The following is a 23,129-nucleotide window of genomic DNA, read 5'->3' as shown; positions in this document are numbered from 1 at the left end:
CCTTACTCGCCGGTAGGGAGGGGTCGCTTTCCGTCATCGCCTGCGCTTGGCGCGGATGGGCTTGGCGCCCGGCAGCGGCGGTGCAGCCACTCTGGGCGACGGGGGCGCGGTCATTCCGGGAGTCGGCGACGATTCGGCTTCCTTCTGCTCCGCAGCGATGCGTCCGTACACAAAATGCTGTTGTCCCAGCGTCCAGCAGTTGTTACTCACGAAATACAGCAGGATCGCCACAGGCGCGAACGCACCGAAAGCGATCACCCCCACCGGAAACACCCACAATGCGAGCTTGTTCATGATCGCTGTTTGAGGGTTGACGGTTCCGGTGTCCACTTGGCGCGCGATGGATGCCCGCGATGTGAAATGTGTAGCGACGGCGGCAAATATCATCAGCGGTACAGCTACCAGAATGATGGAGATACGGCTGACGTCGCCGAATGCTTCCAGTTGTGCTGCCGGGCTCGAAATCATGGCGGACAACGGTGCGCCGAACAGTTTGGCGTCGAGAAAAGACTGCACATCCGAGGCACTGAAGAAGTAGTTGGCCGTGTTCGCGTTGTCCGCCACCGACATCGGTTCGGTCGGGCTCAGAAACGGGACGTGCGATGCCGCTCCGGTCCGATTGAACGATCGCAGGACGTGATAGAGACCAATGAACACCGGTGCCTGAACCAGCATCGGCAGACAGCCGAGCAACGGACTGTAATTATGTTCTTTCTGCAGCTTGGCCATCTCTACAGTGAGTTTCTGCCGGTCACCCGAATACTTCTTCTGCAACGCCTTGATCTGAGGTTGCAGCTTCTGCATCACCAGTTGAGTGCGGACCTGCTTGACGAAGGGTTTGAACAGCAGGGCTTTGAGCGTGAAGACGAGAAATACGACCGACAACGCCCACACGACGCCGTTGTCGGGTGATCCGGAGACCAGTGAGAAGACCTTGTGCCAGAACCAGAGGATTCCGGACACGGGGTAGTAGACAAAATCGAGCATGACGAATGAACCTCACCGAAAGGCACGCTCAGAGAGATGAGAGCGCGGGAATGGTCGTGGACGCAAGACGTCTGACCGACCTACGACGAGTTCACACCCGTCGACTGCCGATCTACAGACCGATTCCCGGAGCTCGAGGTTGCGGACGACCGGGCGCGTCCGGGCTGCTCTGCCTGCGGAAAGCACCACGCAGGCAGCGTTCGTCATCAGACGGGCCAGTGGCCGAAACCGCGCATAGTTGCAGAAGTTCGTACTTCGAGGAAGTTGCGAGCGCAGCGACCACGAAGACGGCAATCGCAGTTCCCAGCACCGCGGCGCTACCCGAGGAACCAAGCGGAGGCACTGCGAGAAGAGCGATGAACGGCAGCAGAAGCAGCAACAGTGACCGTGTCACCGTTCCTGTGCTCCGCTGTTGCATGACTGCGAGAGTACAGAACGTCTGCCGAATCCAGCCAGACGCTTGCCTCACGTACTTGTTCGCGCAGCCATTTGTGCGCAGGATCGTGGTCCATCCGACCGTGCCACTGTTGAGCGTTCGGCGCTCCCGCTGCGAATCGCCTGACCGGAGCCGGGGGACGCCGGCCGCCGTGCCCTCCTTGATTCGGATCACGAAAGTCCGTCGAAGTTCTCGCGATCGATCAACAGGCCTTGCACCCACAATGCCGCTCGAAACAGGTATGCACCCCGTCCAACTGACCGGTGCGAACACGTCGAGGCGCAACCAGGCTGAGTGTCGCAAGCCGAAGCCCGATCACACCCATCTGGACACCTGCTTCGGGACGCATCGACGCAAAGGCAACACGCGAAATGTCGCACCACCGATTCACCGACCCCCGCACGAAGAAGCATGCACTCGGAAGGGCGCTTGTCGTCGGCGTTCTTTCCCTGACAACCCTTGCCGTGAGTATCGACACCGCGAACGCTCAGGCCCCCGTGCTTCGGGACTGGAACATCGCCGCAGTTTCCGTCGACACGAATCCGGCGAAGGTGTCAGCTTTCGCTTCCTCGGATACAGGCCGCGTATTGGCAGCCGCAGAGTCCAAGATCGGCGCTCCGTACGTCTGGGGCGCGACCGGGCCGGACTCGTTCGACTGCTCCGGTCTCGTTCAATGGGCCTATGCACAAGCGGGCGTTTCGATTCCGCGAACCAGCTACGACCAGGCGGTTGGCGGCACTCCAGTTTCCCGGGACGATCTACAGCCGGGTGACGTGGTCCTGTACTACGGCGGGGAGCATGTGGGGATCTACGCCGGAGGCGGTGAGGTCGTTCACGCCCCGACGCCCGGGGAGTCGGTCGAACGCGCACCCGTGGACTCGATGCCGTACTACCTCGCCCGACGTTACTGACATGAATCCCGCAAGCTCGATGAAACAGCGTGTATCGCGGCGATATTCGAATCGCTCGTCGCGAGCCGAACGATTGACACTCCCCCATTGCGCGGAATGTGATGTCATCCTCTCGCCCGCGAGCGCGGTCTGCGCCAGGTGTCGTGGGGCGCGGTTGGACGTGACGCGGTGTTGCGGAGACGGCACTGTCGTGTCCTGGCGAACGGTTCACGGCGACCCCTCGACCGTTCTCGCCATCGTGGAATTGGACGAGGGGCCCTGGCTGTACACTTTCCTCACCGAATCCCCTCGCGCGGATGCGCCTGGACCGCTTCGAGTGTTCTTTCAGGGGCGTGAAGAAGGTAAGCGCTACCCGGTGTTCTGCTTGTGCGGCGACGACCGTGGTGAACTGCTATCGGACGTCAACTCCGGCCTGCTGAACCATTGACCTCACGCGAGTCACGCTCCTGCGCGGTCGAGACGTACCACGCTGCGATCTGCGCTCTGGAACTGAATCCCAGTTTTGTCAGTACGTGTTCCACGTGTCCCTGAGCGGTGCGCAGCGAGATTACCAAGTGCTCCGCAATCGCGCGATTGGTCAACCCTTGGGCAACCAGTTCCGCAACTTGCTGCTCACGCGGGGTGAGGTGAGGCCCTTCAGCCGACGACGCAGTCGTGACACTGGAGCGCTTGTCGAGCGCATATGCGACAGCTTCACCTTCGGACATCGCAAACCCGCTGCGAAACGACTTGTCGAAAGCATCGTCACCCATGGCTTTGCGAGCAGTCTCTGCAGCAGTGTCGTGATGAGCTGACAAACCCGGCAGGCCCGCCAGCCGCCCCCCGACCTTCTGCCAATACATGGCTGCCGCGCCGAGCAGAACCGCTGCATGCTTCCAATCACGTTGCGCTGCAGCAATCCACGCCAACGGCTCGATACACCACGCCGAGTTCATCGGGGCATCGAGAATTCTCAGACTTCGAGTCAAATAGTCACTTGCGGCATCCAATTCACCTCGGAGCCAGCTCACGAGCCCGAGAGTTCCCAGCGCAAATGCCTGGAACATCATCTCGTCGGCGGGCACGGTGATCGCGAGAATCTCTTCGTTGCACTCCACAGAGCGATCAAGAGCGCCGGACAGGAAGTACGCGACTCCCAAGGTGTCCAGGCCGATCACAACATGCAGCAGATTCTTGTCGAGTCGAAACAGCGTCAACGCGGATTCCAGCTTGGCTGTAGCGGTATCGAAGTTACCTCTGAAGGTATCGACGTATCCGTCTCCCCACGTCGCCAAGCCGCGCGAGCGCACATCCGCCAAGTCGTTTGCCAGGCGCCAACTCTCGTCGACCAACTCTTCTGCCCGTTCGAGTTCCCCCTGCATCGCGTGATTCACGGCGTCGATGGCCAAGACATCCACTCGGAACGGATCCAGCTCTCGATCCTCTGCATTCAAGGCTCGATCCGTCCAGTAACGCGCCTGCACAAGTAATCCACCTGCAAGCCAGAATCTGTACAACGCACCGACCATTCGCGTTGCAGATCGCGCCTCTCCGGCAGTGGAAATCGAGTACTCCAACGCATCGTTGACGTTGCGCTGTTCACGACCGAGCCTTGCGATCCAGGCAGCTTGCCGGCCACTGATCCACTCGGCTTCCGCATGAACGACCAGTGCCTCGAACCAATCACGATGGCTTCGACGCAGAGCGGAATACTCACCGGCGGACTCCAACTTTTCATGTCCGTACTCCCGGAGTAGGTCGAGGAGGTGGTACCGAACATCCCCGTCGGTTTCCTCACGAATCAGGATGGACTTCTCGACCAACGCGGTGACGAGATCGAGCACTTCGGTCGAATTCATGTCCTGCCCACACACGCCCTCAGCGGCGTCGAGGTCGAACCCACCCGAGAACACCGACAACCTCCCCCACAACTGCTGTTCGGTTGGCGAGCAGAGGTCGTAACTCCAATCGATCGACAATCGCAGCGTCTGTTGACGACTCGGAACGTCGCGTCCACCCGTTGTAAGAAGTCGGTATCGATCCGAGAGCCTGTTCATGATCTGCTCAGCAGACATACCACGCAGGCGAGCTGCCGCCAGTTCGATCGGAAGTGGGAGTCCATCCAAGTCATGACAGATATGCGCAACGGCGCGCTTGTTCTCCTCGGTGAGGGTGAAACCAGGTACGACGGAAGCCGCACGCTCGGTGAACAACGACACCGATTCGTACTGGGCAATTCCCTCGAATTCGGGCGGCTGTTGCTGCGGTGTGGTGAGTGAGGGAACGCGCATCGTCACCTCACCGCCCAGGCCCAGCGATTCGCGGCTCGTCGCCAGGATCTTGACGCCGGCACATCGCCGTAGGATCGCGCCTACGAACACAGCGACGGCATCGACCAGATGTTCACAGTTGTCGAGCACCAACAGCAGACTCCGATCGGCGCAGTAGTCGATCAATGCCTGCAGCGGGTCCGCCGACGAGACCGACCGGACACCAAGGGTCACGGCGACATGATCTTCGAGGAGATCCGAATCTGTCTGCTCCCCCAGTTCCACCAACCAGGCACCGTCTCGAAACACCCGTTGCAACGCGCCCGCCAGTCGGATCGCGAGCCGTGTCTTGCCCACGCCACCGATCCCGGTGAGTGTCAACAAACGGGACGTCTCGAACAATCTCCTGGCGTCGGCCAACTCACGCCGACGACCGACGAAACTCGTCAGCTCCAAGGGCAGGTTGCCGACAACTCGCTGGTCGGCTTCTGAGCGCACAGCGGATGCCATCGACCGACTCGCTTTCTGCCATACCACTACACAACAACGCTACCCCCACGATCGGCCTCCCGAGCAGCACTCACGCGAGCATGTGATCGGAGCCCACTTGTTCTCCCCCGAGTGCGAGATGCACGACGGCCACACCGGCGTCACGCAGACGAAACAACGTATTCCTACTCTGGCAGACAGACGAAGGGAGACCGACATGCCGCCGCGCCGTAGATCGGTACTGCTGACGCAACTGGTAATCGATGCTCCCGGAAGTCCACAACAAACGATCCTCGACGAACTGCGGCGAGTGATTCTGTCGGGTTCGGCGCCTCCGGGTACCCCGATTCCTCTCGGCGACGTGGCTGATGTGTTCGGGGTCAGTCGAATACCTGTGCGGGAATCACTGAAAACACTGGTCGGAGAGTCCTTGGTCGACCATCGACATCAATTCGGCTACACCGTTGCTCAGCTGACGCCGGCAGAACTGCGAGAGATGTACATCGTCCGCGAAACTCTCGAATCAGCTGCATTGGCCGTCGCCGTCGAGCAGGCAACCGAAGAGGATCACGAACACGCCGTCGAGGTGAACTCCCGTTTGGAGATCGCATTGCGCTACGACGACTCTCAGTCCTATCACTGCGAGAGCCGAAACTTTCATCTCGCACTGACCCGACCGTCTCAGATGCTTCGACTTCTGCACATGTTCGAAGCTGCCTGGAACATCACCGAACCAGTACAGCCGATGGTCCATGTTGCCGGCGTCGATCGCCGGGTTCTGCACTCCGATCACACCGCGATGCTGGACGCATTCCTGCGTCGGGACGCATCCGCACTTCTGAGCGCTTCCGAAATCCATCATCGCCGACTCGATACCGTGATCGCGACTCTACCGACAGACACCGGTCTATTGGCCGAAAAAGATATACCGATCACGCAATAGTCGTGCAACACAGCATCGATACCTTTCTCTCAACACAGTTTTCATCACTGACGCTGAGAGCTCGTGGCACCGTCCGCTGATTTCCTGCACTGATGCACAGGAGCTGTCATGACCGACATTCTTCCGTCCCGAACGACCACTACCCCCACTCCGCCAAAGGAAACCGGATCGGGTGACCTTGTCGAAGCCGCGGGTCACCCTGTCGGAAGCGGCCTGATCAAGCCGGGCTACGACCCTCGTTTGACCAACGAGGACTTGGCGCCGCTTCGCAAGCAGACCTGGTCGTCGTACAACATCTTCGCCTTCTGGATGTCCGACGTACACAGCGTCGGCGGATATGTCACTGCCGGTAGTCTTTTCGCACTGGGATTGGCCAGCTGGCAAGTACTCGTCGCCCTGCTGGTCGGTATCACGATCGTCTACTTCTTCTGCAATCTCGTCGCCAAGCCCAGCCAAGTTACCGGCGTGCCGTATCCGGTGATCTGCCGCAGCGTGTTCGGCGTCCTCGGCGCGAACATCCCGGCAATCATTCGTGGCCTGATTGCCGTGGCTTGGTATGGAATTCAAACCTTCCTCGCTTCAGCAGCCCTCGATGTCGTACTGATCAAACTCTTTCCGTCACTCGCGCCCTATGCCGTCGTCGAAGACTACGGGTTCGCCGGACTCTCCGCACTGGGCTGGGGAAGTTTCATGCTCCTGTGGGTACTTCAGGCCTGTGTCTTCTGGCGAGGCATGGAATCGATCCGCCGCTTCATCGACTTCTGCGGGCCGGCTGTGTATGTCGTGATGTTCATGCTGTGCGGCTACCTGATCTACAAGGCAGGCTGGAGCGCCATCGATCTCACGCTCGGCGACGTCAAGTACTCGGGTTTCGACGCCGTGCCGGTCATGCTCGGTGCGATCGCTCTGGTTGTCTCGTACTTCTCCGGACCGATGCTCAACTTCGGCGACTTCTCCCGCTACGGAAAGTCGTTCGCTGCCGTCAAGAAGGGCAACTTCCTCGGTTTGCCGTTGAACTTCCTCGTATTCTCGGTGTTGGTCGTCGTCACTGCATCGTTGACGCTGCCGGTGTACGGCGAACTGATCACCGATCCCGTTGCGACCGTTGCACGAATCGACAGCACCTTCGCCATCGTTCTCGGCGCACTCACCTTCACCATCGCCACGATCGGCATCAACATCGTGGCCAACTTCATTTCCCCGGCCTTCGACTTCTCCAACGTGAGTCCGCAGAAGATCAGCTGGCGCGCCGGCGGAATGATCGCAGCGATCGGCTCGATCCTCATCACGCCGTGGAACTTGTACAACAATCCGGACGTCATTCACTACACACTCGAAACCCTCGGAGCCTTCATCGGTCCGCTGTTCGGAATTCTGATTGCCGACTACTACCTCGTGCGCAAGCAGAAGGTCATCGTCGACGAACTGTTCAGCATGTCGCCGACCGGAACCTACTGGTACAGCAAGGGATACAACCCTGCTGCAGTGATCGCCACCGTGGTGGGAGCCGTCGTCGCGATGGTCCCGGTCCTGGGCAAGGACCTCACCGGGATGTACACCGCAGCGCAGTACAGCTGGTTCATCGGTTGTGGGCTCGGATTCACCGTCTATTACCTACTCGCCGCGCGCTCTTCCTCAGCTGTCCGGAATGCTTCCTCTCCCGACACTGTGACGGTCGACTGATCGTCATGAGAATCAAGGTGATCAACCCCAACACCACGTGGGCGATGACCGCCAAGATCGAGGAATGTGCCCGGACCGTCGCAGGCTCGGGCACATTCGTCGAGGCTGTCAGCCCTGCCATGGGTCCCGCGTCGATCGAAAGCCACTACGACGAAGCTCTCAGCGTCCCCGGAATCCTGACCGAGATCGCCGCCGGAGAAAAGAACGAAGTCGACGGCTACGTCATCGCTTGCTTCGGTGACCCAGGTCTTGATGCAGCCCGAGAGTTGGCCAAGGGCCCCGTCGTAGCTGTTGCCGAAGCGGCAATGAACTACGCAAGTTTCCTGGGTCGCGGATTCAGCATCGTGACCACTCTCGGTCGAACCCGCGGCCGCGCAACCGATCTGGTGGACCGGTACGGCATGCAGGCTCGGTGCCGGGGTATCCACTCCTGCGAGATTCCGGTTCTGGAACTCGATCGTGATCCCGACGCGCGAAAGGTGATCTTGGAAGCCTGTTTCGACGCATTGGAGCAAGACGACTCGGACGTCCTCGTGCTGGGTTGCGCCGGCATGGCGGACCTGTGCCAGGACTTGTCCGACGAACTGGGTGTCCCGGTAGTCGACGGCGTTGCCGCTGGGGTCACGATGGTTCAGTCGTTGGTCACCCTCGGGCTGTCGACCAGTTCGCGCGGCGAATTCGCACGCCCACTTCCCAAGAACTACACCGGTACACTGACACCGTTCTCGCTGTGAGCGTGCCTGAGCGAGAGTCGAACACCTGTCACCAGCAGCGCCAGGATCGCGAACAATACTCCAGCCCAGACTAATTGGCGAGTTTCGAAATGCGCGAGAAACAGTCCACCGACCGCAGTGCCGAGCGTGATCCCCAGGTTGGAGAACGAGATGAAAAGGCTGTTGCCGAATTCAGGCGCGTCGACTGCGTCTCGCCCCATCCAGCTCTGCGAAACCACCAGTCCACCGGAATGCACTACACCCCAAACCAACACGGCTACAACCATCGCGCCGAAGTACGGGCCCGCCAGATAGAGCATCACGTAGACGACGATGTACAGCAAGGGAAAAGCCACAACCGTGCGCACCACCCCCTTGGCGAGCAGAGCCCCGAAGACGAAGTTGCCGAAGATCATCACGACACCGAAAGCCAATAGCATCGCGCTGATCCACGATCCGCTCATGCCGGTCACTTCGCCGAGGTATTCGGCAAAGTATCCGTACACCGAGAACATGGCTGCGAAGACGAAGGTGACGGAAAGAATGGTCAACCACACGCGCGGCCGGCGAAGTATCCCGACCTGTGCACCGTACGACAGGCGTTGTGTCACAGGAGCCGAGGGCAGAAGTACGACAATTCCGAGAAACGCGAGAACGTTGACCACGGCGCCGAACACGAATGCTGTCGACACCGAAAAGTTCTCGGCCAAATAGGACGTCAAGGGCACGCCGAACGCGAATCCGACTGTGACGCCTGCAAATACCTTGGTCACCGCGGCGGTCGCCTGTTCCGGCGATACCAGACGAACCGCACTTGCAAGCGCGACAGCGAAGAAGACCGGATGAACCACGGCGGGGATGATCCGAAATGCAAACATCACCTCGAAACTCGATGTGGTCGCATACACCACATTGGAGACCGCAAAGACTGCAATCGCTACCAACAGAACGGTTCTCCTGTTGATTCCCGAGGTGATCAGCGTTGTGAACGGACCGGTCACCGCCACGACGAGTGCAAACACACCGACCAACCATCCGGCAGTCGACGCGGTGATACCGAACTTTTCGCTGATCTGAGGCAGAACCCCGATAATGCCCATCTCCGTAGTGATGATTCCGAATACACCCAACGCCAGAACCGGTATCAACAATTTCGACTTCACGACACACTCCTCACTACTACGTCACCCAAGACAGTTACATATCTAGATATGTAGATATATTTGGTTGAACAAACCGGCCGACGAGGGCAATTCGGCCGCTACAGCTTTTCGCGAACGAATTCCCTGAACTCGCCGATCACGGATTCGTTTCGTCGGTAATACGTCCACTTCCCGATGCGCTCGGACTCGAGCAGACCCACATCTTTCATGCCCTGCAGGTACCCCGAGATCACCGACTGGGCAAGTCCCGATCGCCCCTGGATGTCACCGACACAGACTCCGATGTGAAACCCGAGATCCTGCTGCGTATACGAGTCCTCGTCGAAATACTTCGCCGGGTGCGCGAGCCACTCCATGATCTGCAGGCGAGTCGGGTTGGACAGCGCCTTGAAGATCGCCAAAGCATCCATGGACCACACCCCTCTGCACGACAACCGGAACGCATCTACTTTTGTGGATATGTTTGGCGAAGTCAAGCCCGATCCGGACCGAAAGCCGTCTGCATCACATCGAAGCATTCGAAGTGAGCTGCGACACTTACGTTTCGACGACCTGCGGAAATCTCAGCGTCGACTTTCTATCTGTGACGACTTGTTTATAGTTATCGCCAACAACGAATTGCCGGAAGTTTCCGGTTCACCTCAGAACGTCCGTGGGTGAACACAATTCGCTCAACACCAGCCGTACCCGGCTTGTCATTCGGGAGTCGAACCATGAACACACCGCATCAGTTCAGGGTCCTCACCTCATGGTGATGTCGAAGCTCGCCAAATGGCAGCTGGTCGCCCTCGTCGTGGTTGCACTCCTGGGCTTGATCTATGTCGGAGCGAAATACGTACGGCTGGACAATCTTCTGGGATTCGGCCAATACACGGTCAAAACCGAACTGGCGACGTCCGGTGGCATCTTCACCAACGCCGAAGTGACCTATCGCGGTGTACCCGTCGGACGCGTCGGTGACATGTCGCTCACGTCCGACGGAATCGAAGTCGACCTGTTGATCGACAGCAGTGCTCCGCAGATTCCCGCATCCGCGCGGGCCGTGGTGGCCAATCGCTCAGCCATCGGCGAGCAGTACGTCGACCTTCAGCCCGATACCGACCAGGGCCCGTTCCTCGAAGACGGCTCGGTGATCGCCGTGGGCGACACAACCACGCCGATCCCGATCGAGAATGTCTTGACCAGCGCCAACGGTCTGGTGCACTCCGTTCCGGTCGACGCACTCCACACCGTCGCGAAAGAACTCGGCGCGGCATTCAACGGCAAGGGCGAAGATCTGCAGGTACTTGCCGACTCGCTGTCGGGGATCGCCCAGTCGGGCCTCGACACCCTTCCCCAGACCCTCGGACTGATCCGCGACAGCCAGACGGTGCTCACGACCCAGTCCGATCAATCGTCGGCGATCAAGCAGTTCAGCACCGACCTCGACGCACTGACGGCGCAATTGCGCACCAGCGACCCCGACATCCGACGCGTGATCGACAACGGCATACCGGCCAGCGAACAAGTCGGCTCTCTCGTCACCGAAGCCGGCCCCGCGCTCACGACCAACCTCTCCAACCTCTCCGCCGTTGCAGCGGCAGCCGCACCGACACTGCCCTCGCTGCAGCCCTTCCTGCTCTTCCTGCCTGCGCTCGCCGGGGCGGCGCCCACCGTTGCACCGGGAGACGGCACAGTACATCTGGGCTTGGTACTCGAGACCAACAACCCGCTCTCGTGCACCGTCGGTTACGAAGGGACCATGGCGATCCTCGACGAGATGAAGCGCAAGGACCCGAACTTCGACGACACGACGCAGAACTTCCCGTTGAACACTGCCGCCAACTGCCAGGCACCTCAGGGCAGCGAAACGGGAGTTCGTAGCGCCAACCGCATCGCGTTCGCCGACCCGAACACCTCGCAACCGTGGGACGGCAAGCCCAAGGTGGACCCGGACAAGCTCAACCTGAACCCGATTGCCACTCAACTCGCACCGATGCTCGGCGCCACCCCGAAGTAGCCGTAAACAACTGGCACCGTCGACCCTCCGCGACGATGATGATGTGATGTCGGAAGGAACGCCTGAAGGCGAGTCACAGAGCATGTCACGAGGTTTCGACGAACTTGTCGCCGAAGCGGAATCCGCCTCCGTCGACGGGTGGGATTTCTCGTGGCTCGACGGACGCGCCACGGAGCAGCGTCCGTCGTGGGGGTACCAGAGGCTGATGGGTGAACGTCTCGGCCGCGCCGGCGCCGCATTGGACATCCAGACCGGCGGCGGCGAAGTCCTCGCCGCTGCACCGTCACTCCCGCCGGTGATGGCAGCAACCGAATCCTGGCCACCGAACATCGCCAAGGCCACCGCCCTTCTGCGTCCCCGAGGTGTGGTGGTGGTCGCCGATCCGGACGAGCCGCCGCTACCGTTCGCCGATTCGGCTTTCGACCTGGTGACCAGCCGACACCCAGCGACGGTGTGGTGGACCGAAATCGCGCGGGTACTCGAACCGGGAGGAACGTACTTCGCTCAACATGTGGGTCACGCCAGCGTGTTCGAACTGGTCGAGTACTTTCTCGGTCCTCAGCCGCAGGCTCGTCGCGGACGGCACCACGAGGACGAAACTGCCGACGCGATTGAGGCCGGGCTCACCGTCGTCGACCTTCGTTTCGAGCGTCTGCGCATGGAATTCTTCGACATCGGCGCCGTTGTCTACTTCTTACGCAAGGTGATCTGGATGGTTCCGGGATTCACCGTCGCGCAGTACCGGGATCGGCTCCGCGAACTCGATCAGCAGATCCGTCGCGACGGATCTTTTGTCGCGCACTCGAGTCGATTCCTGATCGAGGCACGCAAGAGCTGAGCGCACCGCGACGGGCCGCACATCCCGAACGTGATCGATGCTGCTAGTCGGACTCGTCGGCGTCGCTCCGCGAGCCGATCGCAGCGGCAAGATAGTCGCCGAGTTCACGCTGAAGGTTCGCGTCGAGTGCCCGGGCCAGTGCCGAATGTACCGACGCCACACCGAGTTCACGCATCGTCTGGAGCATCTCGGCTGTTCCGGCAACCTCGTCGCCCTCCGGGAGCCAACCGACCCCGTGCTGATCGACGATGCGATCCTTCGCCGCCTGAATCAGGTCTTTGGCGATCCCGTCCACAGCGTTGTGAAGCTTTTCGTGCACATCGACCAGTTGATCGAGAGTGAAACCGTAGTCGAGGAGACTCGAAAATCCGCTGAGCAAAGCAGGATCGGTGAAAACGCAGTTCTCTCCTTCGATCTGTACCAGTCCGAGATCTACGAGACGATCCAGTTGACCATCTGCATCTCCCCCGAGAAACTCGCGTACGACGGCCATCTCGATACTCACGGTGTCGCTGCGGGACCATGGTTCGGTGACCGCGTGCTGCAGACCCAGCACCTCTGTCAGGTCTTTCCCGCTTTCCCACCCGGTGATGAAGTCGTCGATATGCGCAGTGGTGAAACCTCGTTGAAGAAGCGTGTCGATCAGCTTGAGGCGTTCGAGGTGCGCGTCGCCGTAGATGCCTACCCGCCCACGCTTCTCCGGCGGAGGAAGCAATCCCCGTTCCTGATATGCCCGTACATTCCGCGAGGTGGTGCCCGCAGCGCGCGCTAGATCGTCGATGCGGTACTCGGTCACCGCCTCGTCTCCTCTGCCGCGTCGGTCGTCACGATTCCAACTTAGTGGCAACACCAGGCCGATCAGAACCCGGGATCAGGTCTGCGCAGTGTCTTTCTCGCGCACCGTGCTCGTGTAGTCCCGAAGATCCACCGATTTCAATTGGTTCACGTACTGGGTCGCGAAACCGGGAAACATAGTGGCATTGAATCCTTCGTCGGTGAGATACCAACTCGAACATCCCGAGTTCCACGTGGTCTTCGACAGCCGACGCTGCAACTCGACGTTGTACGCATCTTCGACATCTTGACGAACATCGAGTGCCTTGAGGTCGCGCTCGAGAACGATCTTGATCGCTTGGGCGAGATAGTCGAGTTGCGCTTCCATGTACACAAGGGCGGAGCTGTGCCCCGGACCCGAGTTGGGTCCGAAGGTGAAATACAGGTTGGGATAACCGGATACCGCAATGCTCTTGTACGCACGCGCCCCGGATTTCCACTCCTGAGCGAGCACACGTCCGTCCCGGCCGATGATCGGGACCGGTGTTCCGGTCTTGCAAACGTCGAAGCCGGTGGCGAAGACGATGCAGTCGAATTGATGCTCGATCCCTTCGACCGTGCGAATGCCATGTGGCGCCAATCTCGCGATCGGCCAGGTCACGAGTGTGCAATTGTCTTGCTGGAGAGCCGGGTAATACTCGCTGGTCATCAGCAACCGCTTGCACCCTGCCCGAAAGTCGGGAGTGAGTTGTCGCCGCAACCACGGGTCCTTCACCTGCATGCGCAGATGAAGACGCCCGACTGTTTCCACCACCCTCGTCAACGGGGATTCCCACACCACCCCGAGAGCTACCGATTCGTGTCCCCAGTACCAAGCCCGACGCGCCAGAGTCTGGACGACCGGATGACGACGGTACAGATCCTTCGTGCGAGATCGGGTGCGTAGGTTTGCTCGCGGCAATGCCCATCCCGGTGTTCGTTGGAAAACCTTCACTGATCGTGCAGTTTTCACGAGTTCAGGGACGATCTGGACGCCACTTGCCCCGGTTCCGATCACTGCGACCCGCTTGTCGGTGAAGTCGTAGTCATGGTCCCAGCGAGCACTGTGAATCTTGTGTCCTTCGTAGCTCTCCAAACCCGGAACAGCGGGAAAGCTGACGTTCGCCAGCGGACCGGACGCCATGACGACGGTCCGGGCAATGACCGCTTCACGGCCCTCGAGCGCGATCGCCCAGACACCTGTCTGCTCGTCCCATTCGACGCCCGTGACGTTGCACCGAAACCGAATCTTCGGCTCGAGGCCGAACTCTTTCACCATCGTTCGGATGTAGCCGAGGATCTCCGCGCTGGCCGAGTAGGTGTGCGACCAGTCCGGGTTCGGGGCGAAACTGTACGAGTACAGACGGGACGGAATGTCGCACGCAGCTCCCGGATACGTGTTGTCGCGCCACGTCCCGCCGACCTCCGTGCCGCGTTCGAGAACGACGAAGTCCTCGATACCGTTCTGCTTCAACCGAATCGCCGCTCCGATTCCTGCGAAACCTCCACCGATGATCGCCACTGACAGTGGCTCGGCAGTACTCATGCGAGTGGCTCGTACGTAAGTTCTTTGGCCCAGGTCGGCTCGGAATTGAGCCTGCTGCCGGAAAGTCGGCCAGTGACCTTGACCATCCGATCGGCAAGCAGATGGTAGGGATGGTTGCGATTGATGACCATGTTGCCGTGCCACTTCACCACCCGATACATCGGGACGCGGAGCGCGGCCGGACTCCGTTCGCCTACGTTCCTGAATCGCTTCATCGCGGTGTAGAGCCGTTCCTCGTTCACTCCCATGTCGACGATGTTGTCGCGCATCTTGTTCAGCAGCGGGATGTAGCGAAGTGTCCCGATGATCAACGCCGGATTCATCCAGGCGCCGACGGTTTCGACAACGAGCTTGCGCGTCGTCGAGTGCCCGAGCATCTCGATCACCGCAAAATCGACCGCCAGATGCCTGGACTCGTCTGCATTGATCTTCTTGAACACAGCCTGACAGACCGGATCCTCGATCTCGTCCATGATGAACTTGACCAGGGCTCCGTCGAGCGCCACCTCGAGCATCGGTATGACGGTCCCGAGAATCGAGAGCGACAAACCGTCGGAATGCTTGTCCAGCCAGTCGATGACGAGCTTGACGTTGATGTTGGGCTCGGGCATCTCGTCGCCGTCCAGCATTCCCCAACGACGCATCAGCGCGAGTTCGGCGTTGGCGTGCTTCTGTTCCTCGGCGTGGAAATGCCGATAGATGTCTCGGAGAGTTTCAGTCGGCGCCTTGAGAGCCATCGCAGCGAAGCCACGGGCACCGACGTTCTCGATCCACATCAGGTCCGACATGAACGGTTTCAGCTTCGCATGAAGCTCTGGACTGATCGTCTCGGCGCCCGGAGCATCCCAGTCGATGTCCACCAGAGCCCATTGGCGGTCCTTGATCTTGTGCAGCATGCCGTCGAAATCGAAGGACATGTCACGCTCCTTTCGTGCTCGGCGAGTTCGTCTCCGGCGCCGCCGAAGTTCCAGATGATCCCGACTTCTGTTTCGGTGCAAAGCGATTGAGAACTCCACAGCCCCACGTGTATGCAACGGGTAGATACCGTTTGAGTCGCCAGATCACCTTCGCATCGAACTGCGGCACCACGTAGAGTCGACCCTTGTCGTAGGCGTCGAGAGTGGTGACGGCGATGCGCTCCGGCGAAAAGCCGGTTCGCCGCATCAACGCTTGCGCCAATTGTGTTGCTTCCGCGGTGATTCGGCCGTCGAGAGCAACATTTGTCTTGACGAAGGTCGGACACAGCACCGTCACCCGCACTCCCGTACCGGCAAGTTCAGCGGACAAGGTCTCCGAGAGCGACATCACGGCGGCTTTACCGACGTTGTAGGGCGCCATCAGCGGCGCAGCCGCAAACCCAGCAGCCGAGGCCACGTTGATGAATCCCCCGGCGCCGCTCGCACGCAGTTGTGGAGCAAATATCTCACAGCCGTGCACGACACCCCACAGATTGATCCCGAGTGCCCACTCCCAATCGTCGAAACCGATCTGGCCCACAGGTTTTCCACCGATACCGACCCCGGCGTTGTTGATCACCAGCGAAAGCGGACCCGCAAGTTCGAGTTCCGCGAACAACGCCAGGTCCTGAACCTGCTCACGAATTGACACATCGCATTTGACGGCGTGCGCGGTACCACCGATCTCATCGATGAGTGCCACTGTTTCCTTGGCCCGTTCCAGCGAGATATCCGCGCAGATCACCTCACCGCCTCTGCGCGCCAACTCCAACGAAAAGGCACGGCCGATTCCGCTGCCGGCGCCGGTCACCACTGCGCGGGCATTGTGGGACAACTTCGATCCGCGGTTCTTGGTCGGTTTCTTGGTCGGCACCGGTCGGCTCACCTCGAAGACGCTTCGACTGCTGTGTGTTTCTCCATCTCCAAAGAGTCATCCACAACCGTGCCAGTTGTCAATGGCCTAGAATTCGATGGCGGAATACGCGGCAGTCGAACCAGTACCCGGACTGCTCGAATGAAGTCTTTTGTCGACCGACCGTGATCTAAACGGGGTGCGCGGTCTTCCAGTGCTCGGCGATGTCGATGCGCCGCGCGATCCAGACCTTCTCGTGTGACTGCACGTGGTCCAGAAATCGCTCGAGAGCGGCCGCACGGGCAGGGCGGCCGACTATGCGGCAGTGCAACCCGATCGAGAGCATCTTGGGCGATCCGGCCGTCCCCTCCGCATACAGCACGTCGAAGGCATCGCGTAGGTGCGCAAAGAACTGATCACCGCTGGGAAATCCTGCGGGAGAGGCGAAACGCATGTCGTTGGTGTCAAGGGTGTACGGAACGACCAGGTGCTTCACCGATTCTGCGCCACGCGGAACGTCGACCCAGTACGGCAGATCGTCGGCGTACGAATCGGAGTCGTAGACGAAGCCGCCGTGCTCGACGACCAATTCGCGGGTGTTCGGTGAATCGCGCCCGGTGTACCAACCGAGAGGCGCCGAACCCGTCAGATCTCGCAGAATCTGCACCGCCTCGGCCATGTCAGCGCGTTCGCGCTCGATGTCCACGGATTGGTAAGACTTCCAACGTAATCCGTGGCACGCGATCTCGTGGCCCAACTCCTGAAAAGCACTGACTGCTTCGGGGTTACGCTGCATCGCCCGCGCCACCGCAAAGACCGTGAGAGGCAGGTTTCGCCGCTCGAAGGTTCGCAGTACACGCCACAACCCGGCCCGTGAGCCGTACTCGTACAGCGATTCCATGCTCATGTGTCGATTCGGAAATGCCTCTGCCGGAGTCATTTCCGACAGAAATGTTTCCGAAGCCGCGTCCCCGTCCAGGACGTTGTTCTCGGCTCCCTCTTCGTAGTTGAGCACGAACTGAACCGCTATCCGCGCGTCGCCGGGCCAGTGCGGATGCGGCGGATGAGGGCCGTACCCCACCATGTCCCGGGGATAGTCGTCGCGCGGATAGTCGCTCATGCCAACAACTTTACCGTCAGCGCCCGGAGATCACAGCGCGAGCAGCGTCGGTGAGTACGCCGAAGACTCTCAGCCGCGCCAGGCCACCGTCCGGGAAGATGTCCAGACGAACATCGGTGACCTGGACTTCGGAATCGATCGGAAAGCGATGGCGCGTATCCGGACGCAGCGTCGTGCGCGGCAACAGTTCGATCCACTCCCCCTCCGACGTCCGCCCGGTCAGAGCGCCCTCACCTGGACTGTTTCCGAGGAAGTACGAGGTGTCGATCTCGACGAAACTCAGCACGCCTTCACCCGCGAGTTGTACTTGCACCCAGTCGTTTCCGTTGTCGCGGCGCCTGGCGGTCTCCCACCCGTCACCCATCGAAGCAGCGCGTCCGGGAAACAGGATGTTCTGCGGTGAGCTGTAGAACATGTTGGAGCAATCGGTCACGCGGCCACCGTTTTCGAGTGCTGCGAGGTCCAACGGCCCGGCATCGAGGAAACGCGGGTCCGGCCGCGCTTCGCCGTGAACACGGAATCTTGCCACGCCGCCGTCCGGGTAAATGGTCAGCTTGACGTGCGTCCACCGCTGCTCCGACGCCACCGAGAACGGATTCTCCGAGTCACCATGCACGGTCGAGCGCTCGACGATGGTTGTCCACTCACCGGATACGGCCAGGTCGGCGGGATCCGGATACCCGTCGACCGAGATTGCTTCCACCGAGATCTCGGGCGGGTAATTGCCCTTGAACCACGCTGTGTCGACCACGACGCCTCGCACCACTCCGGGAACACCGAGTCGAACGATCGCCTCGTCATGGCCTGCCACCCGGCGGCGACGCGTCTCCCAACCGTCGTACACCTGCCCCTTGTGACCGAACGTCGCCGGCTGGTACCCGGCCTTGCCTGGGCGGATCAGGGCCTCACGCTCGGCAAACGCCTCGTCGTTCGCCCAGATGACGGCTCCGCCGAGGGTGCGCAGTGCGAGATCGGGCAGCAAGGTGAATTCGGTGGTGCTCATCGGTCAGTGTTCTCCTGTGATCGGTGTGGTGCGTCCTACGAGGTGACGGAGTGCGTTGGTGTCGGCGCTCGGGGCGAGCCGGAGAACTTCGGATTCCGGATAAGCCCCCGCGTCGAGCCCGCGCAGTACCACCGCTGCGAGCGCCTGGGCGGTTGCAGGTTCGTCCATCACGTCGCCACCTTGGCGCCCCAAGTACGACTGGATGCGCGGGGCAGCGGCGCCGAGCGCGTTGCGATAGAAGCCGAACGTGGCGAGCCAGCGGGTGACCAGATGCCCAGGGTGCATGTCCCACCCCTGGTAGTAACCGCGTTCCAGGGACCGCGTGACGAGGCGATGGTGCCGAGTGATCGCGTCGCGGATCGCCGTGGCGCTCCCGATAGGCGCGACCTGAGTCGACCCGTCGCACACCCAGACGCCGGTCTGCGCGGCAGCAGCCAACATGACAGCCTTTGCGTGGTCTGCCACCGGATGTTCGAGCGACTGATGACGCGATGCAATTCCGCAAGCTGCACTGTAATCGTAAGTGCCGTAATGCAAACCGGTCAGACGACCGGCACCGCGATGGATGGCCTGAGCAACTGCCACCGTTCCGTCGGCCGCGATGACCGCCTGCGGGCTCTCGATCTGCAACTCGAACCGAAGCGAACCGAGCTCGAGTCCGTGCGCCTTCTCCAGCTCTTCGCAGAGCAACACCGTCGCCGTGACCTGCTCCACCGCGCGCAGTTTGGGAACGGTGAAGACAAATCCGTCCGGCACTCTGCCGGCCGCGTCGAGCACAAGCTCGAGCGTCCTGATCGAGCGCCGACGCTCACCGGCCGGCAACCCCTTGAACCTGATTCCACTCCAGTTCGGCCCGGCAGGATCAGCGCTGAGCGCGGCAAGCGTCTGTCCGGCCGACGTCGCTGCATCGTCTTCTTCTTCGTCGCTGCGGCGTCCGTACCCGTCCTCGAAATCGATCCGAAAGTCTTGGACCGGCTTGCGGCCGAGTTGAACTCGCACATCAGCGAGCGCATTCTCCGTGTCGAGATCGGCGAACACATGAGCATGGGAATCGAGAAGCGCGATCGCCTGCTCACCCCAGAGTCGAGGGGTGTCGACGGTTGCATCCGCGGCACTGACGTAAATCGTGTGCACGGGTTGGATCTCGTCACGGTTTCCCGGGTACTGCGCCGCGAGCCGCTCGTCCACCGGATCCAGAAGTCCGTCCAGACGATCGTGGACGGCGGCGGAGAGTCGGGATTCTGTCATCGGACGATCTTCTCAGAACGTCCGCGAGCCCGCAGGTTCTCACGCCGCCGATCCAATCCGAGTCAGCGGCCCCCGACGAACGGAACGTTGACGAAGCTCGGCCGGTCTGCAGCCAACTCGATGTGCTGCGGTTTGAGTTGGCTGTCGGCGAGCATCGGGCCGAGCGCCAGGTATCGCGGCACGCTGGCAGCGTAGACGTCGACGCGGAGCCGGTGCCCCGGTTGCAGCACTGCGTCCGTCGGGAGCATGTTGATGTCGACGGTGGTGACCTCACCGGGAACCACCGGCTGACGCGTGTCGATCGTCAGATAGTGGTGCGGTTCACTGTAGTCACCGTTGGCCGAGCGAGTGCTCTTCGAATCGTCGACTGCCCGCAGCGACGCAGTCAGAGCGCCGTTCGTGATCGGTGTCGATGTTCCGTCCGGTGCTACGTCGTTGACCGTCGCTGCCCAGAATCCGTCCGTCGCGTCCAGGACGGTCTCGAGGTGGACGTTGATCGGGCCCGAGAGTGAGGTCGGCTCCGTCACTGCCTCACCGGTGAACGTCAGGCCCTCCGCTTCCTGGAATCGGGAATCCTTGGAACACGTCGCACCGAGCACCACGGAGATCCCGGCAGTTCCCTGAGTTCCGTCACCGGAGCAGAAGCCTCGCAGTCCTGGTGCGACTGTCAATCGCGCTGCGGCACTGGGCGGGTCATTCGTCAGCGAACCGTCATACGATGCGTGGGCGGCAGTACCGCTGGGCGCAGAGTTCAGATACATACGTTCGTAGCTCGCACCGGCTCGCGGGAACTGATCGTCCGTGATCCATCCGCCGCCTTGCTGGAACATCGTCACCGGACCGTAACGATCGATTCCGTTGTCGATGCCCTTGAGCCACTTGTCGAACCACGCACGTTCGAGCACGTCGAGGCGCGGCGGCGCACCGTCCTTGCCGAATCCTCCACCGGGAGTGACGTGATAGCCGTTCCCCATGATCAACTGCTTCTGCCCGGGCGGCAGATCGATTCCGTTGTAGATCCGCGGCTCACTGTTGGCGAAGATGTCGTGCCAACCGCCGTAGACCATCGTCGGAACGGCGATGTTGCCGACGTCAGCGGCTCGGTCCTGATAGAACTGCCCGTCTTGCGCGACTTGCAGAGTCGACGGCGACACGTCCTCGATTCTCTGAGCCGTCATCGCTTGCACCAGTTCGGGAATCAGCGTTCCCGGATCCTCGAGGCGGCTCGCCAACCACAGGGGATCGAAGTTTCCTTGCAGGATGTCCTGAACGTTCGGGATGAGTTTGAGCCCGTTGACCGCGGTCAACCACAACGGCATGAACCCGACTCCGAGGCCGCCACCGGTTCCGACGATGTCGCGCAGCAGATCGTTGCCAGGTTCGACCGGGAAGATCGCCTTCAGTGCAGGTGGATTGTTGCTCGCCGCCTGCACCGAGTTGATCGCGGAGTACGAGATGCCCGCCATCCCTACTTTCCCGTCGGACCACCCCTGCTTGCTCATCCAGTCGATGACCTCGACCGAATCCTGTTGCTCGCGCTTACCGAGCACGTCCCAATTACCTTGGGAGAAGCCGGTTCCACGTGCGTCGACCACTACCTGCGTGTATCCGTTCTGGACCAGATCACGGTTGACGCCGAGAACCCTGGCGCCTCCGCCGGCGATGACGCCCGTCAACTCCGACACGCCGTCGAACGGCGCCGCGAGGTCGAGCGAGTTCGCAACGTCCATCAGCGTCTCACCGACCTGCGGGATCGACAGAGCTGAATCCACCAGTGTGTCCAGCAGTTTCGTGTACGGCGTGATGTTGAGGACCGATGGCGTCTTCGATTCCACGGCCCGCCCGGATGCATCCGCCGGTCGGTACACATTCGCTTGCAGAACTGTGCCGTCACTCATCGTGATGGGCACGTCCCACTCGATCGAGACCCCCGGATACTGCGGCGTCGCCTCCATTGCCGCGAGCCAGGCCTGCCCGTCCGACCCTCCCGTCGGATCCGCAGAAGCGACGGCGCTCGGCACCGCCAATCCCACGACGCACAGCCCCACCGCAATCGTTGTCGACCTTCGACGTAGAAGTCGTGTCCTCACGAAAACTCCAATTTTCTGTTGTGATGACCCAGCCCTGCCCCCACGACAGTGACCGGTGTCACGAACTTACCGGATAGTAACTTCCGTCCCATATGTCGTCAATAGGTCTGAATGCCGACCGGACGGCTAGCTTTGAAGATGTGTCACGATCACCGCTTCCCGTCCGCGACGGCCTGAACCCGAGTCGCATCCGTCAGCCAGACGACGGCATGTGGACGACGACGCTCGACTACCTGCTCGAACGGTTCCCCCAGGACGCCGTCCGATTGCGGGAGAAGGTCGCAGCCGGGGAGGTCGTCGACGAGAAGGGTGTCGGAATCTCCGAGACGAGCGCTTTTGCTCCCCGGCGGTTCGTCTACCTGTACCGCGACCCTCCCGTCGAAACGCGGGTGCCGTTCGAGATCGACATCCTCTATCGGGACGAGAACATCTTGGTCGTGGACAAACCGCATTTCCTGGCGAGCACCCCGCGCGGGCGATACATCGCCGAATCGGCGTTGGTCCGCTTGCGTCGGGACCTCGAACTACCGGAGCTGAGTCCAGCTCATCGCCTCGACCGCGTCACGGCGGGACTGCTGCTGTTCACCGTGCATCAGGCGGCCCGGCGCGACTACCAGACCATGTTCGCCGAGCGCCGCGTCGCCAAGGAGTACGAGGCCATCGCGCGTCACGACGCTCAGGTGAGCACCCCCGTGGTCGTGCGTAGTCGCATCGTGAAAGAACGCGGCGTGCTCAAGGCCGCGGAGATCGAGGGCGAACCCAACAGCGAGTCGCGGATCGAACTGATCGAAACGCGAGACGGCTTCGCGCGGTACCGGTTGACTCCCCATACCGGCAAGACCCATCAACTTCGGCTGCACATGAACTCGCTCGGGCTCCCGATCCACGGCGACAACTTCTATCCCGACTTCTACGACGTTGCCGCAGAAGATTATTCGAACCCGCTGCGCCTGCTGTCGAAGGTTCTCGAGTTCGAGGATCCGAAGACCGGCCGGCTGCAACGGTTCGAAAGTCGGCGGACCCTGTCCTGGCCGGACGAATCAGGCCGTGGCGACTCGCCGTAGGGACCCCGGACCCTTCCACTGCGCC

The 23,129-nt window shown here is 61.0% G+C and carries 21 protein-coding genes; 8 read left to right on the top strand and 13 right to left on the bottom strand.

Annotated elements, in window-relative coordinates; genetic code table 11:
• Nucleotides 1–33: 33 nt before the first annotated feature.
• Both yidC and ABH939_RS02940 read right to left on the bottom strand, forming a co-directional pair.
• Nucleotides 34–987, bottom strand: coding sequence for a membrane protein insertase YidC (gene yidC / locus ABH939_RS02945; protein ID WP_003939695.1), 954 nt, complete (start codon nt 985–987; stop codon nt 34–36).
• Between the two features lie 112 nt (nt 988–1,099).
• A complete protein-coding gene (locus ABH939_RS02940; protein ID WP_029256089.1) occupies nt 1,100–1,405 on the bottom strand; it encodes a DUF6412 domain-containing protein in 306 nt (101 codons plus the stop codon).
• A gap of 281 nt (nt 1,406–1,686) precedes the next feature.
• On the opposite strand from ABH939_RS02940, the gene ABH939_RS02935 reads away from it, so the two are divergent.
• Complete coding sequence (locus ABH939_RS02935) at nt 1,687–2,334, top strand: C40 family peptidase (protein WP_404649300.1); 648 nt, start codon at nt 1,687–1,689, stop codon at nt 2,332–2,334.
• Between the two features lie 190 nt (nt 2,335–2,524).
• Entirely contained in the window at nt 2,525–2,761 is a 237-nt protein-coding gene (locus ABH939_RS02930) for a hypothetical protein (RefSeq protein ID WP_054780999.1), read from the top strand.
• On the opposite strand, the gene ABH939_RS02925 is transcribed toward ABH939_RS02930, so the two are convergent.
• Nucleotides 2,736–5,093, bottom strand: coding sequence for a LuxR C-terminal-related transcriptional regulator (locus ABH939_RS02925; protein WP_058226164.1), 2,358 nt, complete (start codon nt 5,091–5,093; stop codon nt 2,736–2,738). The genes ABH939_RS02930 and ABH939_RS02925 overlap by 26 nt on opposite strands.
• A gap of 196 nt (nt 5,094–5,289) precedes the next feature.
• On the opposite strand from ABH939_RS02925, the gene ABH939_RS02920 reads away from it, so the two are divergent.
• The 3 genes from ABH939_RS02920 (at nt 5,290) to ABH939_RS02910 (ending at nt 8,432) form a co-directional block, all read left to right on the top strand.
• Nucleotides 5,290–6,015 carry a GntR family transcriptional regulator gene (locus ABH939_RS02920; RefSeq protein WP_042451513.1) on the top strand — a complete coding sequence of 242 codons (726 nt, stop codon included), beginning with the start codon at nt 5,290–5,292 and terminating at the stop codon, nt 6,013–6,015.
• A gap of 108 nt (nt 6,016–6,123) precedes the next feature.
• Nucleotides 6,124–7,698, top strand: a complete 1,575-nt coding sequence (locus tag ABH939_RS02915; RefSeq protein WP_058226165.1) for an NCS1 family nucleobase:cation symporter-1 — start codon at nt 6,124–6,126, stop codon at nt 7,696–7,698.
• Nucleotides 7,699–7,703: 5 nt separating this feature from the next.
• Nucleotides 7,704–8,432, top strand: coding sequence for an aspartate/glutamate racemase family protein (locus tag ABH939_RS02910; RefSeq protein WP_083056816.1), 729 nt, complete (start codon nt 7,704–7,706; stop codon nt 8,430–8,432).
• Here ABH939_RS02910 and ABH939_RS02905 read toward each other — a convergent pair.
• Together ABH939_RS02905 and ABH939_RS02900 are read right to left on the bottom strand one after the other, a co-directional pair.
• Entirely contained in the window at nt 8,399–9,574 is a 1,176-nt protein-coding gene (locus tag ABH939_RS02905) for an MFS transporter (RefSeq protein ID WP_003939751.1), read from the bottom strand. The two genes, ABH939_RS02910 and ABH939_RS02905, sit on opposite strands and share 34 nt — an antisense overlap.
• A 98-nt stretch (nt 9,575–9,672) precedes the next feature.
• On the bottom strand, nt 9,673–9,984 hold the full coding sequence (locus ABH939_RS02900) for a helix-turn-helix transcriptional regulator (protein ID WP_007733929.1): 312 nt from the start codon (nt 9,982–9,984) through the stop codon (nt 9,673–9,675).
• 338 nt (nt 9,985–10,322) lie between these two features.
• Here ABH939_RS02900 and ABH939_RS02895 point away from each other — a divergent pair, with 338 nt between their 5' ends.
• Entirely contained in the window at nt 10,323–11,573 is a 1,251-nt protein-coding gene (locus ABH939_RS02895) for an MCE family protein (RefSeq protein WP_404649299.1), read from the top strand.
• A gap of 82 nt (nt 11,574–11,655) precedes the next feature.
• Nucleotides 11,656–12,411, top strand: coding sequence for a class I SAM-dependent methyltransferase (locus ABH939_RS02890; RefSeq protein ID WP_030535277.1), 756 nt, complete (start codon nt 11,656–11,658; stop codon nt 12,409–12,411).
• A gap of 43 nt (nt 12,412–12,454) precedes the next feature.
• Here the strand turns inward: ABH939_RS02890 and ABH939_RS02885 are convergent, their stop codons facing one another.
• The 8 genes from ABH939_RS02885 to ABH939_RS02850 form a co-directional block, all read right to left on the bottom strand.
• Entirely contained in the window at nt 12,455–13,207 is a 753-nt protein-coding gene (locus ABH939_RS02885; RefSeq protein ID WP_030535276.1) for a MerR family transcriptional regulator, read from the bottom strand.
• 75 nt (nt 13,208–13,282) lie between these two features.
• On the bottom strand, nt 13,283–14,770 hold the full coding sequence (locus ABH939_RS02880; RefSeq protein WP_007733920.1) for an NAD(P)/FAD-dependent oxidoreductase: 1,488 nt from the start codon (nt 14,768–14,770) through the stop codon (nt 13,283–13,285).
• Nucleotides 14,767–15,687 (bottom strand): hypothetical protein, encoded by a 921-nt coding sequence (locus ABH939_RS02875; protein WP_003939862.1) that lies wholly within the window; start codon nt 15,685–15,687, stop codon nt 14,767–14,769. Before ABH939_RS02875 ends, ABH939_RS02880 begins: the two co-directional genes overlap by 4 nt.
• Nucleotide 15,688: 1 nt before the next feature.
• Nucleotides 15,689–16,600 (bottom strand): SDR family NAD(P)-dependent oxidoreductase, encoded by a 912-nt coding sequence (locus ABH939_RS02870; RefSeq protein WP_230359009.1) that lies wholly within the window; start codon nt 16,598–16,600, stop codon nt 15,689–15,691.
• 169 nt (nt 16,601–16,769) lie between these two features.
• Nucleotides 16,770–17,699 carry an allantoinase PuuE gene (puuE, locus tag ABH939_RS02865; RefSeq protein ID WP_003940421.1) on the bottom strand — a complete coding sequence of 310 codons (930 nt, stop codon included), beginning with the start codon at nt 17,697–17,699 and terminating at the stop codon, nt 16,770–16,772.
• A 16-nt stretch (nt 17,700–17,715) separates the two neighbouring features.
• Entirely contained in the window at nt 17,716–18,702 is a 987-nt protein-coding gene (gene alc, locus ABH939_RS02860) for an allantoicase (protein WP_404649298.1), read from the bottom strand.
• A gap of 3 nt (nt 18,703–18,705) precedes the next feature.
• Nucleotides 18,706–19,950 (bottom strand): DUF6986 family protein, encoded by a 1,245-nt coding sequence (locus ABH939_RS02855; RefSeq protein WP_030535270.1) that lies wholly within the window; start codon nt 19,948–19,950, stop codon nt 18,706–18,708.
• A gap of 62 nt (nt 19,951–20,012) precedes the next feature.
• Nucleotides 20,013–22,040 carry a CocE/NonD family hydrolase gene (locus ABH939_RS02850; protein WP_404649297.1) on the bottom strand — a complete coding sequence of 676 codons (2,028 nt, stop codon included), beginning with the start codon at nt 22,038–22,040 and terminating at the stop codon, nt 20,013–20,015.
• Nucleotides 22,041–22,180: 140 nt separating this feature from the next.
• Here ABH939_RS02850 and ABH939_RS02845 point away from each other — a divergent pair, with 140 nt between their 5' ends.
• Entirely contained in the window at nt 22,181–23,104 is a 924-nt protein-coding gene (locus ABH939_RS02845) for a pseudouridine synthase (RefSeq protein WP_404649296.1), read from the top strand.
• Nucleotides 23,105–23,129 lie beyond the last annotated feature (25 nt).

The sequence above is a fragment of the Rhodococcus sp. 27YEA6 genome (assembly GCF_044908235.1).
In the GTDB taxonomy this organism is placed as follows: Bacteria; Actinomycetota; Actinomycetes; order Mycobacteriales; family Mycobacteriaceae; genus Rhodococcus_F; species Rhodococcus_F qingshengii.
This window is presented reverse-complemented; position numbering and strand designations above follow the sequence as displayed.

Coding starts and splice junctions, on each gene's coding strand:
- yidC (WP_003939695.1), bottom strand. CDS start 987: ATGCTCGATTTTGTCTACTACCCCGTGTCCGGAATCCTCTGGTTCTGG.
- ABH939_RS02940 (WP_029256089.1), bottom strand. CDS start 1,405: ATGCAACAGCGGAGCACAGGAACGGTGACACGGTCACTGTTGCTGCTT.
- ABH939_RS02925 (WP_058226164.1), bottom strand. CDS start 5,093: ATGGCATCCGCTGTGCGCTCAGAAGCCGACCAGCGAGTTGTCGGCAAC.
- ABH939_RS02920 (WP_042451513.1), top strand. CDS start 5,290: ATGCCGCCGCGCCGTAGATCGGTACTGCTGACGCAACTGGTAATCGAT.
- ABH939_RS02915 (WP_058226165.1), top strand. CDS start 6,124: ATGACCGACATTCTTCCGTCCCGAACGACCACTACCCCCACTCCGCCA.
- ABH939_RS02910 (WP_083056816.1), top strand. CDS start 7,704: ATGAGAATCAAGGTGATCAACCCCAACACCACGTGGGCGATGACCGCC.
- ABH939_RS02900 (WP_007733929.1), bottom strand. CDS start 9,984: ATGGATGCTTTGGCGATCTTCAAGGCGCTGTCCAACCCGACTCGCCTG.
- ABH939_RS02895 (WP_404649299.1), top strand. CDS start 10,323: ATGGTGATGTCGAAGCTCGCCAAATGGCAGCTGGTCGCCCTCGTCGTG.
- ABH939_RS02890 (WP_030535277.1), top strand. CDS start 11,656: ATGTCACGAGGTTTCGACGAACTTGTCGCCGAAGCGGAATCCGCCTCC.
- ABH939_RS02880 (WP_007733920.1), bottom strand. CDS start 14,770: ATGAGTACTGCCGAGCCACTGTCAGTGGCGATCATCGGTGGAGGTTTC.
- ABH939_RS02875 (WP_003939862.1), bottom strand. CDS start 15,687: ATGTCCTTCGATTTCGACGGCATGCTGCACAAGATCAAGGACCGCCAA.
- puuE (WP_003940421.1), bottom strand. CDS start 17,699: ATGAGCGACTATCCGCGCGACGACTATCCCCGGGACATGGTGGGGTAC.
- alc (WP_404649298.1), bottom strand. CDS start 18,702: ATGAGCACCACCGAATTCACCTTGCTGCCCGATCTCGCACTGCGCACC.
- ABH939_RS02855 (WP_030535270.1), bottom strand. CDS start 19,950: ATGACAGAATCCCGACTCTCCGCCGCCGTCCACGATCGTCTGGACGGA.